Here is a 13,267-nt window from a genome sequence, read left to right as displayed (position 1 = left end):
CGCCCCCCCCGCCCCAATTCCCTGCCCGCCCTGCGTGGCGGCCGCAGGGGAGGGGAGGTGGGGCGGCGGCGTCGTACCCCACGCCCCTGCGTGAAAAATGGTGTTTCACGCGGCGGGGGTGGGGCAACAAGAGGGCGCCAAGGCGCTGACAAGGGGCGGGCCGGCGCGTAGCCTGAACGGCGAAACCGCAACGCAGCGAGGAGAAGCGATGGAACCGGCAGCAGTAGTCGAGTGGACCCTGATCGAGGAGTGCCCCTTCCCCAAGGACCTGCCGGAGATCCTCATCGAGGGCGAGGTGCCGGTGCGGGCGTTCAAGACGCTGCGGGACGCGGCGGTGTTTACCAACCTGCGCCTGATCGTGCGCGACTCGCAGGGGATTACGGGCAAGAAGGTGGAGATGTATTCGCTGCCTTACCGCTCGATCAACATGTGGTCCTCGGAGACGGCTGGCTTCCTGGGCGCGAACACGGAGATGGAGCTGTGGACGCGCGCTGGCCAGATCAAGCTGAAGCTGGGCGACCGCGTCAACGTGCGCGAGCTGGACCTCTTGATCAGCCGGGTGGCGCTCATCCCGTAGCGTCGGCGCGTAGGCGGCCCCTGGGATGGGCCTAGTGGATGACGCGCAGTGCCGCCGCAGAGAGTAGTTGTCCGTCCTTCTGGAGCGAATCGAGCACGTCGTTGACGTCCTGCGGCGGCTTCTTCCTGCTCGCGGCGATCTGAGCCACGATGCTCACGAGGGAATCGCGGGCAAGATAGATCTGATCGAGGATGAACGCGTCAGCGGTCTTTGCCTCGATGCCAAACTGGCTGAGCTGATCGGCGGGAAAAGCTCTGAACCCCATGCTCAGTAGAGACCCAACTCCTCGGTTAGAGCTGTGAGCTCGTCAGCCGCAGCGCGCCGCTCGGCGTCGTCGGCCTTCTTGAAGTCGTGCAGGTCTGAGAACCGGATGCGGCGGTGGGTTCCCACCTTGCGGTGGGGGATCTTCTCGGTCTCCAACAGCTTGATCAGGGTGGGCCTAGAGATGTTTAGGTAGTTGGCGGCTTCTTGTGTGGTCATCTCCTTGTGGGCGGGCACCACGGACACGGGGTCACCGTTAGCCAGGTGGGCAAGGACGCGGCACAAGAGTTCCGCAGCGGAGCGGGGCAGGGTGAGCCTGTCCTTGCTGCCCTCAACGTCGAGAGTCAGGTTGCCCTCCTCAGTCTGGAGGCGAGCGCTGATGATTCCGAGGGCCTGGGAGGCGAGCTGGGCGTCGGGGCAAGAAACGAGCGGCGACATGTCTCCTCCAATCGAAATAATCGAAACCGTGGCTTCAGTGTGCCACGTCTTGAGGGCCATGTCTCCGTAACGAGATTCACGATTTTGCGCGGGCCGGGTGGCGCTCATCCCGTAGCCGCGCGGAGGCGACGGGCCAGGGCCGGTAGGCCGGACCTTTGTAGTGCCAGCCCCAGTTCCTTCTGGCTCCACCCGCGCGCGCCGGCCAGGCCGCGAGCGAGTTCGGCAATCGTTGCGGCTGCATTGGCCGACGTTGCCGCCCGCCCCTCCGCCCCCGCACCGCCCGGCGGGGTGTCCAGGGAGGACAGGAAATCGTCTGGTGTCTGGGCGAGCAGGCCGCGCCGGGTGAGCACGTGCGCGGGGAAGTCCCTGGTGTTGGCGGTGACGATCACCTGGGCCCCGCAGTTGATGGCGGCGGCGACCACGTGGCGGTCGGCGGGGTCGGTCAGCCCGATCCCGGGCTCCAAGGCCTCGTAGTCCCGCACGAGCACGTTGGATCCCCATTCGATCAGCTCGGCGCGCACCTGGCTGGGATCGCCCAGGCGTGCCCGCCTCACGGTGGCAGTCACCTCCCCGGCGATCCGCAGGGTCCACTGCGGCGTGAACAGTCCGGCCCGCGCGCACCCCAGCAGCAGCTGGCGCGGCAGTTCGGGGGCGAGCACGCAGGCGTCGAGCACTGCCGCCGTTGGTCCCGAAGCCACGGCCGCGCCCACAGCCCCGTGGGATACCCGATCGGCTGGGCTCACAGCTGCTTGATCACGGCGTGGTAGAAGGAGAATACGTAGACCGCAGTCATCAGGATGTAGATGAACCACTTCCACGCCGTGGGCACCCACTTCAATCCCTCGGGGATGTTGATCTCCCGGAATACGGTCATGTGCCACTCCTTCTGGAAGCGGCTGGAGCTCTTGCCCTTAGTGACCACCCACCCGGTGTCGACAGTGTCCCCGGTGGCCGGCACTGTCGGCTGGTAGCGGGCGTAATCCTCGCCGCCGGGGGTCGCTGCGGCGACCGAGCCGGGCTGGGCCACTGTGCCGGGCTGGGGGACCGGGCCAGGTTGCTGCGGGTGCGCTGCCGGAGGAACGTGCGGGCCGGGCACGGGCGCGCCGGTGGGGATGGGCGTGGGGCCGGGCACGAACGGGGACGGGTTGTGATTGTCGGTCACGGTTAGAGCCTAGGAGTCGTCGGCGGAATCGGTCTGGCTGTGGCCACGGTCGTCGGCCAGGCGGGCCACGTGGAGGGTCAGGTAGGCAACCTCGTCGTCGGTGAGGCGGGCGCCCAGGCGCAGCTCGATCAGGCTGGCGAGTTTGAGGGCGCACTGGTGGGCGCGCGGGTAGGCCTCGCGGATGGCCTTGCCGATGCTGCTGGCCTTCTCCACTAGCTGCTTGCCTTGCCCGATGCGCACGAACAGGTAGCGGACGTGGGTGATGAAGCGGCCTTCGGAGACGGAGACAGTGGCGGCTTGGGGGGCCGACGCTGCCGCCCACTCCTTTGCGCGGCCGCGCTCGCCCGGCGTGGCGGCCGGGCCGGGGCTGGGCAGGGAGCCGAATGCCTGCTCCACCACGGCCAGCATCTGCTGGATCACGCCGGTCATGGTGTAGGTGTAGCTGAGGTCGCCGGTGGAGAAGCCGGCGTTGACCAGGTGGAGGGTGAAGGCGGTGGCCTCGCCAAGGGGGAGCACACCGCCCAGCTGCTTATTGAGGGCGGCCAACAGGGCCACAGCCTGGGAGTACTCCTCGGAGTAGAGGGACTGCACCTCGGTGCTGATCGGGTACTCGAACTCGATGCCGGCCTCGATGCGTTTGATGGCGAAGGAGATGTGGTCGGCCAGCGCCATGACCAGGGTGACGGAGCTGGTCAGGCTCTCGGGCAGGCCGGCCCGGGCCATGGCCTCTCCCACCAGGGAGATCTGCTCGGGGGAGATGTCCGCGAGCAGCTGGCCCATGTGGTCGGGGTCGCGACCGTCTTCGGGCACGAACTTGCGCACCACCTTGGCGGGGTCGATCGTTTGCCCGGGTTTGAGCCCGAATCCCAACCCTCGCCCGGTCAGGATCACCTCGAGTCCCCCAACGGAGGGGTCGCGGGCAAGGACCACGTTGTTGTTGAAGACGCGCAGAAGCTCCATCGGCGCCTGCGTCCTTCTTTCCATGAGAGTCAATCTACGCAAAGGACCGGGGGTGGCGCACCCAAATGGGCGCGCCACCCCCGGGACGGGCTCGGTTATCGAGCCACCTTCAGGACCGGGTCACCCGCGTCCACGCTGCCACCCACCAGGGGGGTCACCTGGGACAGCGCAGCGGTGTTGGTGACGGTCATGATCGTGGTGGTCGGGTAGCCGGCACGCTCGATGGCCTCGAAGTCGGCGGTGACCAGCAGGTCGCCGGCCTCGACGCGCTGGCCGCGCTGCACGGCCACGGCGAAGCCCTCACCCTGCAGCTTGACCGTGTCGATGCCCACGTGCACCAGCACCTCCACGCCGTCGTCGGTCTTGATGCCGAAGGCGTGACCGGACTTCGCCGCGGTGGCGATGGTGCCGGAGACCGGGGAAACCACCTTGGTGGAGACGGGCTCGATGGCCACGCCCTCACCCAAGGCCTTGGAGGCGAAGACCTTGTCGCCGCACTCCTCCAGGCTCATCACGCGGCCGGCCACGGGGGCGCCCACGGAGGTGGTGGCAACCATGGTCGCGGTGGCGGCACCGCCGGCGGACAGCGGCGCGGCAACCGGAGCGGCGGCCGGGGCGGCAGCGTCGGCCACCTTCGCCAGAGCGGCGGCCTTCTCCTCCGGGGTGCGGTAGTCCATCACGATGATCAGGATCATCGCGGTGAAGAACGCGACGGCGATGGCGATGCCGTAAACCCACATCGGGGAGAACACGGGGATGGTCAGCAGCGAGGTGAACGCGAAGGCGTTGGTCTTCACGCCCTCGAAGGGCAGGCCCAGCAGGGCGATGGTCAGACCACCCGCGAAACAGCCGATCAGCATGCGGGAGTAGACCTTCTTGAAGCGCAGGTGAATACCGTAGAGGGACGGCTCGGAGATACCACCGAACAGACCGGCAGCCAGGGCACCGGTGGCGGTCTGGCGCATCTGGACGTCCTTCTCACGCATGGACAGGTAGAGCACACCGGCGGTGGCGCCGAAGCAGGCGAAGTTCCACGCACCCATCGGGCCCTGGATGAAGTCGAAGCCCAGGGTGTCGATGTTGACCAGCATGAGGGCGTTGAGCGGCCAGTGCAGGCCCAGCGGCACCAGGAACGGGTAGAGCATCGGGATCAGGATGGCGAACACGAATGGGGCGTTGGCGTTCATCCAGGCCAGGCCGGTGCCCAGGCCGTTACCCAGCCACACGCCGGAGGGGCCGATGATGAAGGCGGTCAGCGGGATCATCACGGCCAGCGAGATGAAGGGCAGGAACACCATCTGCACGTTGTTCGGGATGACCTTCTTCAGGCCCTTGTAGAGCAGGCCCAAGATGGCCACCATCATCAACGGCACGAAGACGTTGCCGCCGTAGCCGTTGAGCTGCATCGGCAGGCCCCAGATCTCGGTGGTGCACTGCAGCTCGCCGTGCAGGACCTCGTTGGGGACACAGGTGGTGCCGGGGAAGCGGTCCGGGTTGACCAGGCTCTGGAACTCGGGGGTCATGAGCGCACCCATGACGGCGGCACCCACCCACGGGTCAACGTTGAGCTTCTTGGAGGCGTTGTAGGCAACCATGATCGGCAGGAAGTAGAACACCGCGCGCCACATAGCGTCGATGAACACCCAGGTGGCGCCCTTGGCGGGGTCGCGGAAGTCCACGATGTGCAGGGCGTCCAGCACCGCAGCGGAGGCGATGATCAGGGACGCACCCAGCAGTACGCCCAGGATCGGGCGGAACGAATCAGACAGGTACTCGAAGAACGAGTCCAGGATGGCGGACTTGCCGCGCGCCTTGGCGCGGGCAGCGGCCTTGACGTCAGCGTCGCTCTGGTCACCGGAGTGTGCGGACTTGCTGACACCGGGCAGTGCGACCAGCTGGTTGAAGACGCTTTGGACCGCGCCACCGATGACCACCTGGAGGCGGTCGCCGGACTGGGGCACAGCGGCCAGCACACCGGGGGTGGAGTCCAGCTTGCCCTGGTCTACTAGGGATGCGTCACGGAGCTCGAAACGCAGGCGCGTGGCGCAGTGCGTCAGGCTCGTGATGTTTTCAGCGCCGCCAACGTGGGCCAAGATGGCCTTGGCGGTCTCGAGTTCAGACACCGTCGTCCTCCTTGAGGGTAGAGCAGGGTTGTTACTCCGGGGACGGACCCGGGGAGGTCACCGCCGCGGCTCCTTACCGCGTTCAGTGCTGTTTGGGCTTGAGCAGCTCAACGGAGAAAAAAAAGACCTGAGAGCGCACGCGAGTGCGTCTCAGGTCTTGCCTCGTATTGATTGCTCAGCGGAGTAACAACCCTGCAGCCTTTCGGCCGTTTATGTTGCCAGGCTACCACCCAGCTTGTCGGTGGGCAAGGAGTTGGGGAGGTGCCGGTTCGCGGCCCGCCCCGGCCCGAAAGGCGGGCTGGGGGTGGCGGGGCCGGTACGGCGCCGCCACCCCCACCTCAACTCTGGGGGAGAGCCGGGTTTACTCGAAGAGCACCCGGTGGTCGTCCAGCCAGTTGTCGACGTAGAACTGCACCGGCTTGCCGGGGGTCACCCAGAAGGCCAGCTTGTAGGTGATGGTGGCGCCGGGCTCGATCGTGTCCATCGGGATGAAGTCCAGGTCCGGGTCGTCCAAGTCAACGATGCCGTCTGCCTTCTTGCCTTCGGTGACCATGTCGAGGTCCAGCTCGATGGTGTCAAACTTGCTGGAGGTGTCGTTCTTGATGGTCACCGTGACCTCTAGGGGGCGGTCCTGGCCCGGGTAGACCGGATCGGTGGCGTACTTGCCCACCGTGTATTCCTTGGGCTCAGAGACGGTCACCAAGATCTTGTTACCCATGTCAACGGTCTCGCCCCACTTGGCTGACTTCGCGTCAGAGGCGATCTTGATGGCTTCTTGTTCGGGGCTGCCGCCGGGGGCCTCGGTGGGCTGGGCGGTTTCCTCCTGCGTGGGCTCCGTGGTGGCGGGGGCGGTGGCGGTGGGCTTCGGGCTGGGGGTGTCCTTGCCCTTGTTGTCGTCGCCGCCGAAGAACAGGAAGTAGACCAGCAGGCCGATCAGCAGCGCGGCCACACCGCCCGCGATGCCCAGGATCATGCCGGTGTTGGACTTGCCGGAGCCGCCGGTGCCACCCGGGCCCTGCGGGGCGCCGTAGGCGGGCTGGGCACCCGGGTAGCCGCCCTGGCCGTAGGCGGCCGGGGTGCCGTAGGCGGCGGGCTGGGTGCCGGGGGTGCCGTAGGCGCTCTGGCCGTAGGAGGCGTCGGCCTGACCGTAGCCGGGCTGGGCGCCGTAGCCGCCCTGGCCGTAGGCGGCCGGGGTGCCGTAGGCGGCGGGCTGGGTGCCGGGGGTGCCGTAGGCGCTCTGGCCGTAGGAGGCGTCGGCCTGACCATAGCCAGGCTGGGCGCCGTAGCCGCCCTGGCCGTAGGGCTGGGGCGTGGACGGGTAGGCCATGGTGGCGTCGGTGGGAGCGGCGCCTACCGGGCTGGCCGGCTGCGCCGGCGTGCCGAAGTCTGCCGCCTGCGGGGCCGAGGCCTGGCTCATGTCAGCCGGGCCAGAGGGAACTCCGCCTGGCGTGTTCGGGAATTGAGGCTGGTCGGGCTCGTTGCTCATTGGATCCTCCATTTTGGGTGGTCTCTCTTAAAGACTACTCCCCAAGTTGTGACCTAGAACCAATACGCTGCTTCAGAGTTTTGGTAAAACCGCGCTCGCCCATTGGGTTATCCGCGCAAAGTAGTTGGCGCGCACTTCGGGGCTGGACAGTGCCAGGTCGTGTTTTCCGCCGGGGGTCACCGCGACTTCCACCTTGGGGCCCAGCCCCATCGCGCGCTTGGCTATCGCCTCCACGTCCAGCACCAGGTCCGCGTCTATTTCTGCGGTGTCCTTGCGGCTGCCTATTTTCAGGCCGAGCTCGGATTGGTCGGAGTGGCAGACCAGTACGGGCAGTGGCAATTCGAGCCCGGCCGCCACGGCGTCCTGCGCGGCCACCACGGAGGATAGGAATCCGGCCCGGGCTGGCGCGCCGCTGAGTATCTTTCGGGCCAGCGAGAACCTGAATTCCCCGCCGGTGGAGTAGTGGAGGCTGGCGGAGTTGGTGCCGTGCAGCACCGCCAGCACGGCTTGCCTGTTGACTGCGGCGGTGGCGCGGATGGCCGCGCGCTGGAGCCGCTTGGCGGCCCTGCCGCCGGAGAGGTCCAGCCACGGAGAGTTGAGGACCAGGGCGTCCACCGCCTCGGGGAAGGCGTGGGTCCACACGCTCACCAGCAGCGCGCCCATGGAGTGGGCGTTGATGACCACCTGTTGGGCGCCGGCGCTGCGGATCATGTGCACCGCCCGCATCAGGTCATCGCCGTAGGCGCGCAGGTCGTCCACCCGCCCCACCTCTGCGGCGCCGTCCCACGCCCGCCCGCAGCCGCGCAGGTCCAGCGCGAAGAACGTGAAGCCGGCCTCCTCCCAGGCCCTGGCCAGGTGGGGGTGGAAAAAGTAGTCCTGGAAGCCGTGGACGTACAGCACGGCCCGCCTGCCGCATTCTGTGGGGAAGGGATGGCCGACGTCCCCTGCGGCCGCGTCGAAAACCGCGCCGGTGCTAGGGGCGGTGCCGGCGGCAGCGTCGTCCAAACCGTGCCTAGTCCCCAGGGTGCCGGGGCGGTGTACTAGGACCGCCACGTTCTGGCCGGGCACGCCACGGTGGGGCCGCACGGCGAAGGTGGTGGCGTGCCAGTTGACCCCGAGCTCGTCGTCCACGACCGTGCCAAGCATTTCGCCTCTCCTTTGCGCGTTGCCTCTAGGGGGCAATTGTGCGCCTCGCCGCTGCCGGCCGCGCGGCCGTTATCAATCTGAAACAGGGGGCGTGAGCAGTAGCACCCCTACTTGCGTTGACCGGCAAAGCGGGCATTGCTTATCGTGTTCGCAACCATCCAGAGCAGCACCAGAGACCTGGCTCTACGACGCTGCAGCAACCCCCTGCTTGCGGGTGAGGGTGCTTCCGCCAGGACCGATGGAGGAACAGTGACCAAGAGGGCTAAGCACGCCGAGGTAGCGATCGAGCTGCGCGACGTGGTCAAGACCTACGTGACCGGCGGCAAGCAGGTAAACGCCCTGGACGGCGTCTCCCTCACCGTGCCGCGCGGCGCGATCCACGGGATCGTGGGCCAGTCCGGGGCGGGCAAGTCCACCCTGGTGCGCTGCCTGACCGCCCTGGAGACCCCCACCTCCGGCGAGGTGCTGGTGGACGGGCAGAACATCGCCGCCCTCAGCTCCAAGGAGCTGCGCGCCGCGCGCCGCAACATCGGCATGGTCTTCCAGCACGCCAACCTGCTGGACGCCCGCACGGCCGCCGCGAACATCGCCTACCCGCTCAACCTGGCGGGCGTGAAGGGAGAGAAGGCAAAGGCCCGCGTGGATCGCCTGCTGGCCGTGGTGGGCCTGGAGGGGCGTGGCCACCACTACCCCTCCGAGTTGTCCGGCGGTCAGAAGCAGCGCGTGGGCATCGCCCGTGCCCTGGCCGACGAGCCCGCCGTGCTGCTGTGCGACGAGCCCACCTCCGCCCTCGATTCCGAGACCACCCGCCAGGTGCTCTCCCTCATCAAGGACGTGCGCGACCGCCTGGGCGTGACCGTCGTGATCATCACCCACGAGATGAGCGTGGTGCGCTCGGTGTGTGACTCGGTCACCCTGCTGGAGGCCGGTCGCGTCAGCGAGCACGGCACCCTGGAGGAGGTGCTCAGCCGCCCGTCCTCGCGCCTGTCCCGCGAGCTGGTGCCACCGCCCGCCGTGGCGAAGGACGCCGGCACGATCGTTGACATCGCCTTCTCCTCCCACCCCGGCGAGCCCACCGGTTCGCGCGTCATGGCGCTGATCGCCTCTTTGGGGGCCGACGTTGCCGCCGGCGTGTTTGAGACCGTAGGCCAGGCCCAGATCGGCCGCCTCGCCCTGACCTGCGGCGGGCGCGACCCGCACGAGCTGGTGCGGGCCCTGCAGGACGCCGGCATCGACGCGGAGGTGCGGGCACGATGAGCGTGTTGAGTGTGATTGCGGGTCTGCCCGGCGCAGTGGCGCAGGCGGGTAACGGCCTGGCCGCGCAGGCGGGCGTTGCCCTGGCTGGCAGGGACAAGTCCTTCTTCGAGGAGCTCGTCAGCAGCCCGGTGATCCGCAAGAAGTTGTGGCCCGCCGTGGTGGAGACCCTGCAGATGACCGGCCTGTCCACGCTCGTGGCGGTCCTGGTGGGCCTGCCGCTGGGCATCGCCCTGGTGGCCACGGCCTCTCGTGGCCTGCGCCCCAACCGGGTGGTCAACGCCGTGCTGTCCGCGATCGTGAACGTGGGCCGCTCGGTGCCGTTCATCATCCTGCTGATCGCCCTCATCCCCTTCACGCGCTGGCTGGTGGGGGACACCCTGGGCTGGCTGCCCGCCTCCGTGCCCCTGTCTATCGGCGCGATCCCCTTCTTCGCCCGCCTGGCTGAGAGCGCCATCCTGGGCGTGGAGAGCGGCAAGATCGAGGCCGCCCAGATGATGGGCGCCACCCGTCTGCAGATCATGTGGGGCGTGCAGGTGCGAGAGGCCCTGCCCACGCTGATCCAGCAGATCACCGTCACCGCCGTGACCCTGGTCAGCTACTCCGCCATGGCCGGCACTGTGGGCGCCGGCGGCCTGGGCAACCTGGCCATCCTGTACGGCTACAACCGCTACAACACCCCCGTCATGGTGGCCGCGATCGTGGTTATCGTGGTGATCGTCCAGCTCATCCAGTGGGTGGGAGACATGCTCAGCCGGTGGGTGGACCACCGGTAAGCAGCCACCCGCCGGAGCAACAGATCCAACTGTTTCCAGGCTTCCACCGGCAGCCACGCGCCAGGGCCCAGCGGCCAGGCAGCAGCGCTGCCACTCCCTCCCGGAAAACCACACCCGCCGCCGCGCGGGGAAGAAGAACAAAAGACCTCGGGCGGGAACGGGAAACTCCCCGTCCCCCTGCCGGGCGTAAAGCCCACCGGCCCAGCCGGACCTCCAAGAAAGGACCCCTCAAAATGCGCACTTCTCGCGTCATCACCGCCGTAGTCGCCTCCGCCGTGCTGGCACTGGCCGGCTGCTCCACCGACACCTCCAAGCCCGCCGGCGCCTCCGCCCCCGCCGGCAGCGGCTTCACCGAGGAAGTGGTCACCGACGGCATCACCGTGGAAGACGGCGTCGCCACCATCACCATCGGCGTCTCCCCCGTGCCGCACGCCCAGGTGCTGCAGTTCGTGCAGGAGCACCTGGCCGCCGGCGCCAACCTGAACCTGGACGTGGTGGAGTTCAGCGACTACCAGCTGCCCAACTCCACCCTGGAGAGCGGCGACCTGGCCGCCAACTACTTCCAGACCCCGAACTTCCTCAAGCAGCAGGAGGCGGACAAGGGCTACGACTTCACCGAGTTCCTGCCCGGCGTGCACATCGAGCCGCTCGGCTTCTACTCCGACAAGTACAAGAGCGTCGAGGAGCTGCCCAACGGCGCCCGCATCGCCCTGAACAACGACCCGGCCAACACCGCCCGCGCCCTGAAGCTGCTGGCTGAGAACAAGCTCATCGAGCTGGCCGACGTTGAGCTGCCCTCCGACCTGGACGTGACCGCCAACCCGAAGAACTTCGAGTTCGTGCTGGTGGACGGCGCCCAGACCGCGCGCGCCCTGGCCGACGTGGACGCCGCCGTCATCAACGGCAACTACGCCATCGAGGCCGGAAAGGTGCCCTCCAAGGACGCCCTGCTGCTCGAGGCCGGTACCGGCTCCCCGTACGCCAACCTGCTGGTCGTGCGCACCGCTGACAAGGACAACGCCGCCCTGCTGAAGCTGCAGGAGCTGCTGACCTCCCCGGAGGTCAAGGAGTTCATCGAGTCCACCTGGACTGACGGCTCCGTCATCCCGGCCTTCTGATAGGCCCGGGCTGACCCAAAACAAAGGCCGGTGGGGGTGAGCAGTTCAAAAGCTGAACTGCTCACCCCCACCGGCGTTTTGCCCCTCCCGCGCCCAGTTATTGCGGCGGTGCGGCGGTGCGGGAATCGGCCGGGCTAGGCGGGGCGGTAGGGCGGCAGCGTCGGCCACCGCCGGGCGAGAAAACTACAGGTCAACCACGCCGTAGAGACGGTCACCGGCATCGCCCAGGCCGGGCACGATGTAGGCGTGCTCGTTGAGGCGCTCGTCCAGGGAGGCGCACACGATGGTGACGTTGGCGCGCTCCCCGATGGCCTCCTCCAGGGCGGCCAGGCCCTCCGGGGCGGCAATCAGGCAGATCGCCGTCACGTCGGTGGCGCCGCGCTCCAGCAGGTAGTTGATGGCCGCGATCAGCGTGTGACCGGTGGCCAGCATCGGGTCCAGGATGAAGCACTGCCGCCCCGAGAGGTCCTGCGGCAGGCGGTTGGCGTAGGTCTCGATCTCCAGCGAGTCCTCGTCACGCTTCATCCCCAGGAAACCGACCTCGGCGGTCGGCATGATCCGGGTCATGCCATCCAGCATGCCCAGGCCGGCCCGCAGAATCGGCACGACCATCGGGCGCGGCTCGGCCAGGTAGGTGCCGCGCGCGGGGGCGACGGGGGTAACAACATCCACCTCGACCGTGCGGATATCCCGGGTGGCCTCGTAGGCCAACAGCGTCACCAGCTCGTCGGTGAGCTGCCGGAAGATCGGCGAGGGAGTGGTGGCGTCACGCAAAACGGTGACCTTGTGGGCGATAAGCGGGTGGTCCGCGACGTGCAAGCGCATAGGTCGAACCTACCTTGCCCGGCGGGCACTTCGCATCCACCTTGGTCCCGTTTTCGCCCAATCACGGGCGGAGGTGGTGGGGTGGTCGGGAGGGTGGTGCGGCGAAGGGGGGCGGCTAGGCTGGGCGTCGTGATCCCCACTCCCGCAGAGATAGAGGCGATGCGTCGCGCACTGGAGCTGGCCAGGCGCGCCGGCCGGGCTGGTGACGTGCCCATCGGCGCGGTGGTGATCGCCCAGGACGGCACCGTGCTGGGGGAGGGCTACAACCGGCGCGAGGCGGACGGGGACCCCACCGCCCACGCCGAGATCCTGGCGCTGCGGGCGGCGGGCCGGGCGCGGGGAAGCTGGCGCCTAGAGGACGCCACCTTGGTGGTGAGCGTGGAGCCCTGCACCATGTGCGCCGGGGCGGCAGTGCTGGCGCGAGTGCGGCGGGTGGTCTTCGGGGCGTGGGAGCCCAAGACCGGGGCGTGCGGCTCGATGCGGGACGTGGTGCGCGACTCCCGCCTGAACCACCAATGCCAGGTGGTGGGAGGCGTACTAGGGGACGACGCTGCCGCCCTCATGGCCTCATTCTTTGGCGGGCAGCGCTAAAGCCCCAATTCCCTGGGGCATTGCGGATCTGCGCAGACGCTGGCGCGCGCGGGACGTGAGGGTGGGTGCTGCGCAAGCTGTCGTGGGGTTTGTAGACCTTTTGCGGGTTTGGTGCAGCTGTTGCGGGTTTGGTGCACCTATTGAGGGGTTACCGGCTCGGGTAGGCCTACGACTGGTTCACTAAGCCCACGACTGCTGGGCCAACCCTACGAGAGGTGCACTAAGCCCTCGATCGTTTGCGCAAGGACCCTCCGGCGGCAGCCCGCCGCCTGGCGCTGGGCATGGCCCTGGGCATGGCCGGGGCGGGCTCGGCCTAGGCGGACTCGGCCTAGGCGGACTCGGCCGGGCTGGCCGCGCTCACTGTCCCCCAAGCTCGCAAATGCTGCAACGGGGTACATGCGACCGCTTGGTGCCATGGCACCGGTCGGTCGGATGTACCCCGACCGCACGCTTGTGCGCTCGGGGGCGCCAAGCCGCCCCCTGCCCACCGCCCGGCGTCTTCGCCCCACGGCCTGCCCGGGGGCGAGCCGGCCCGATGCCCAATGACCTC

Annotated in this window: 14 protein-coding genes and 1 riboswitch; of the genes, 5 read left to right on the top strand and 9 right to left on the bottom strand. The window is 68.2% G+C overall.

The features are described 5' to 3' along the window. The first annotated feature begins 208 nt into the window (after positions 1 to 208). On the top strand, positions 209 to 577 hold the full coding sequence (locus tag AC4PWQ_RS03665; protein ID WP_371163941.1) for a PH domain-containing protein: 369 nt from the start codon (positions 209 to 211) through the stop codon (positions 575 to 577). Positions 578 to 608: 31 nt separating this feature from the next. On the opposite strand, the gene AC4PWQ_RS03660 is transcribed toward AC4PWQ_RS03665, so the two are convergent. The 8 genes from AC4PWQ_RS03660 to AC4PWQ_RS03625 all read right to left on the bottom strand — a co-directional run bounded on the left by AC4PWQ_RS03660 (position 609) and on the right by AC4PWQ_RS03625 (position 8,153). Next, a complete protein-coding gene (locus tag AC4PWQ_RS03660; RefSeq protein WP_492089787.1) occupies positions 609 to 842 on the bottom strand; it encodes a VapC50 family PIN domain-containing toxin in 234 nt (77 codons plus the stop codon). Positions 843 to 844: 2 nt separating this feature from the next. Continuing rightward, positions 845 to 1,276: a helix-turn-helix domain-containing protein gene (locus AC4PWQ_RS03655; protein WP_371152911.1), complete on the bottom strand. Its 432-nt coding sequence runs from the start codon at positions 1,274 to 1,276 to the stop codon at positions 845 to 847. A 104-nt stretch (positions 1,277 to 1,380) separates the two neighbouring features. Beyond that, complete coding sequence (locus tag AC4PWQ_RS03650) at positions 1,381 to 1,974, bottom strand: PIN domain-containing protein (RefSeq protein WP_492089786.1); 594 nt, start codon at positions 1,972 to 1,974, stop codon at positions 1,381 to 1,383. A 41-nt stretch (positions 1,975 to 2,015) separates the two neighbouring features. Then, positions 2,016 to 2,438 (bottom strand): hypothetical protein, encoded by a 423-nt coding sequence (locus AC4PWQ_RS03645; protein WP_492089785.1) that lies wholly within the window; start codon positions 2,436 to 2,438, stop codon positions 2,016 to 2,018. A 9-nt stretch (positions 2,439 to 2,447) separates the two neighbouring features. Then, positions 2,448 to 3,422, bottom strand: coding sequence for a PRD domain-containing protein (locus AC4PWQ_RS03640; protein ID WP_492089784.1), 975 nt, complete (start codon positions 3,420 to 3,422; stop codon positions 2,448 to 2,450). A 71-nt stretch (positions 3,423 to 3,493) separates the two neighbouring features. Next, a complete protein-coding gene (locus AC4PWQ_RS03635; RefSeq protein ID WP_371152907.1) occupies positions 3,494 to 5,521 on the bottom strand; it encodes a glucose PTS transporter subunit IIA in 2,028 nt (675 codons plus the stop codon). A gap of 361 nt (positions 5,522 to 5,882) precedes the next feature. Further along, positions 5,883 to 7,007, bottom strand: a complete 1,125-nt coding sequence (locus AC4PWQ_RS03630; protein ID WP_371177411.1) for a hypothetical protein — start codon at positions 7,005 to 7,007, stop codon at positions 5,883 to 5,885. Positions 7,008 to 7,079: 72 nt separating this feature from the next. Further along, positions 7,080 to 8,153 carry an alpha/beta hydrolase gene (locus AC4PWQ_RS03625; RefSeq protein WP_492089783.1) on the bottom strand — a complete coding sequence of 358 codons (1,074 nt, stop codon included), beginning with the start codon at positions 8,151 to 8,153 and terminating at the stop codon, positions 7,080 to 7,082. A 151-nt stretch (positions 8,154 to 8,304) separates the two neighbouring features. Further along, positions 8,305 to 8,398, top strand: a riboswitch (SAM riboswitch). Between the two features lie 4 nt (positions 8,399 to 8,402). Here AC4PWQ_RS03625 and AC4PWQ_RS03620 point away from each other — a divergent pair. The 3 genes from AC4PWQ_RS03620 (at position 8,403) to AC4PWQ_RS03610 (ending at position 11,301) form a co-directional block, all read left to right on the top strand. After that, complete coding sequence (locus tag AC4PWQ_RS03620) at positions 8,403 to 9,410, top strand: methionine ABC transporter ATP-binding protein (RefSeq protein ID WP_371152904.1); 1,008 nt, start codon at positions 8,403 to 8,405, stop codon at positions 9,408 to 9,410. Further along, entirely contained in the window at positions 9,407 to 10,183 is a 777-nt protein-coding gene (locus AC4PWQ_RS03615) for a methionine ABC transporter permease (RefSeq protein WP_371152903.1), read from the top strand. Before AC4PWQ_RS03620 ends, AC4PWQ_RS03615 begins: the two co-directional genes overlap by 4 nt. A 233-nt stretch (positions 10,184 to 10,416) precedes the next feature. After that, entirely contained in the window at positions 10,417 to 11,301 is an 885-nt protein-coding gene (locus AC4PWQ_RS03610; RefSeq protein WP_371152902.1) for a MetQ/NlpA family ABC transporter substrate-binding protein, read from the top strand. A gap of 183 nt (positions 11,302 to 11,484) precedes the next feature. Here the strand turns inward: AC4PWQ_RS03610 and upp are convergent, their stop codons facing one another. Continuing rightward, positions 11,485 to 12,126 carry a uracil phosphoribosyltransferase gene (gene upp, locus AC4PWQ_RS03605; protein WP_371152900.1) on the bottom strand — a complete coding sequence of 214 codons (642 nt, stop codon included), beginning with the start codon at positions 12,124 to 12,126 and terminating at the stop codon, positions 11,485 to 11,487. A gap of 129 nt (positions 12,127 to 12,255) precedes the next feature. Between upp and tadA the strand changes: the two genes are divergently transcribed. Further along, complete coding sequence (gene tadA / locus AC4PWQ_RS03600; protein WP_492089782.1) at positions 12,256 to 12,717, top strand: tRNA adenosine(34) deaminase TadA; 462 nt, start codon at positions 12,256 to 12,258, stop codon at positions 12,715 to 12,717. Positions 12,718 to 13,267 lie beyond the last annotated feature (550 nt).

The sequence above is a fragment of the Buchananella sp. 103232 genome (assembly GCF_058725725.1).
The sequence above is the reverse complement of the archived record's forward strand: the minus strand, read 5'-3'. Positions and strand labels throughout refer to the sequence as shown.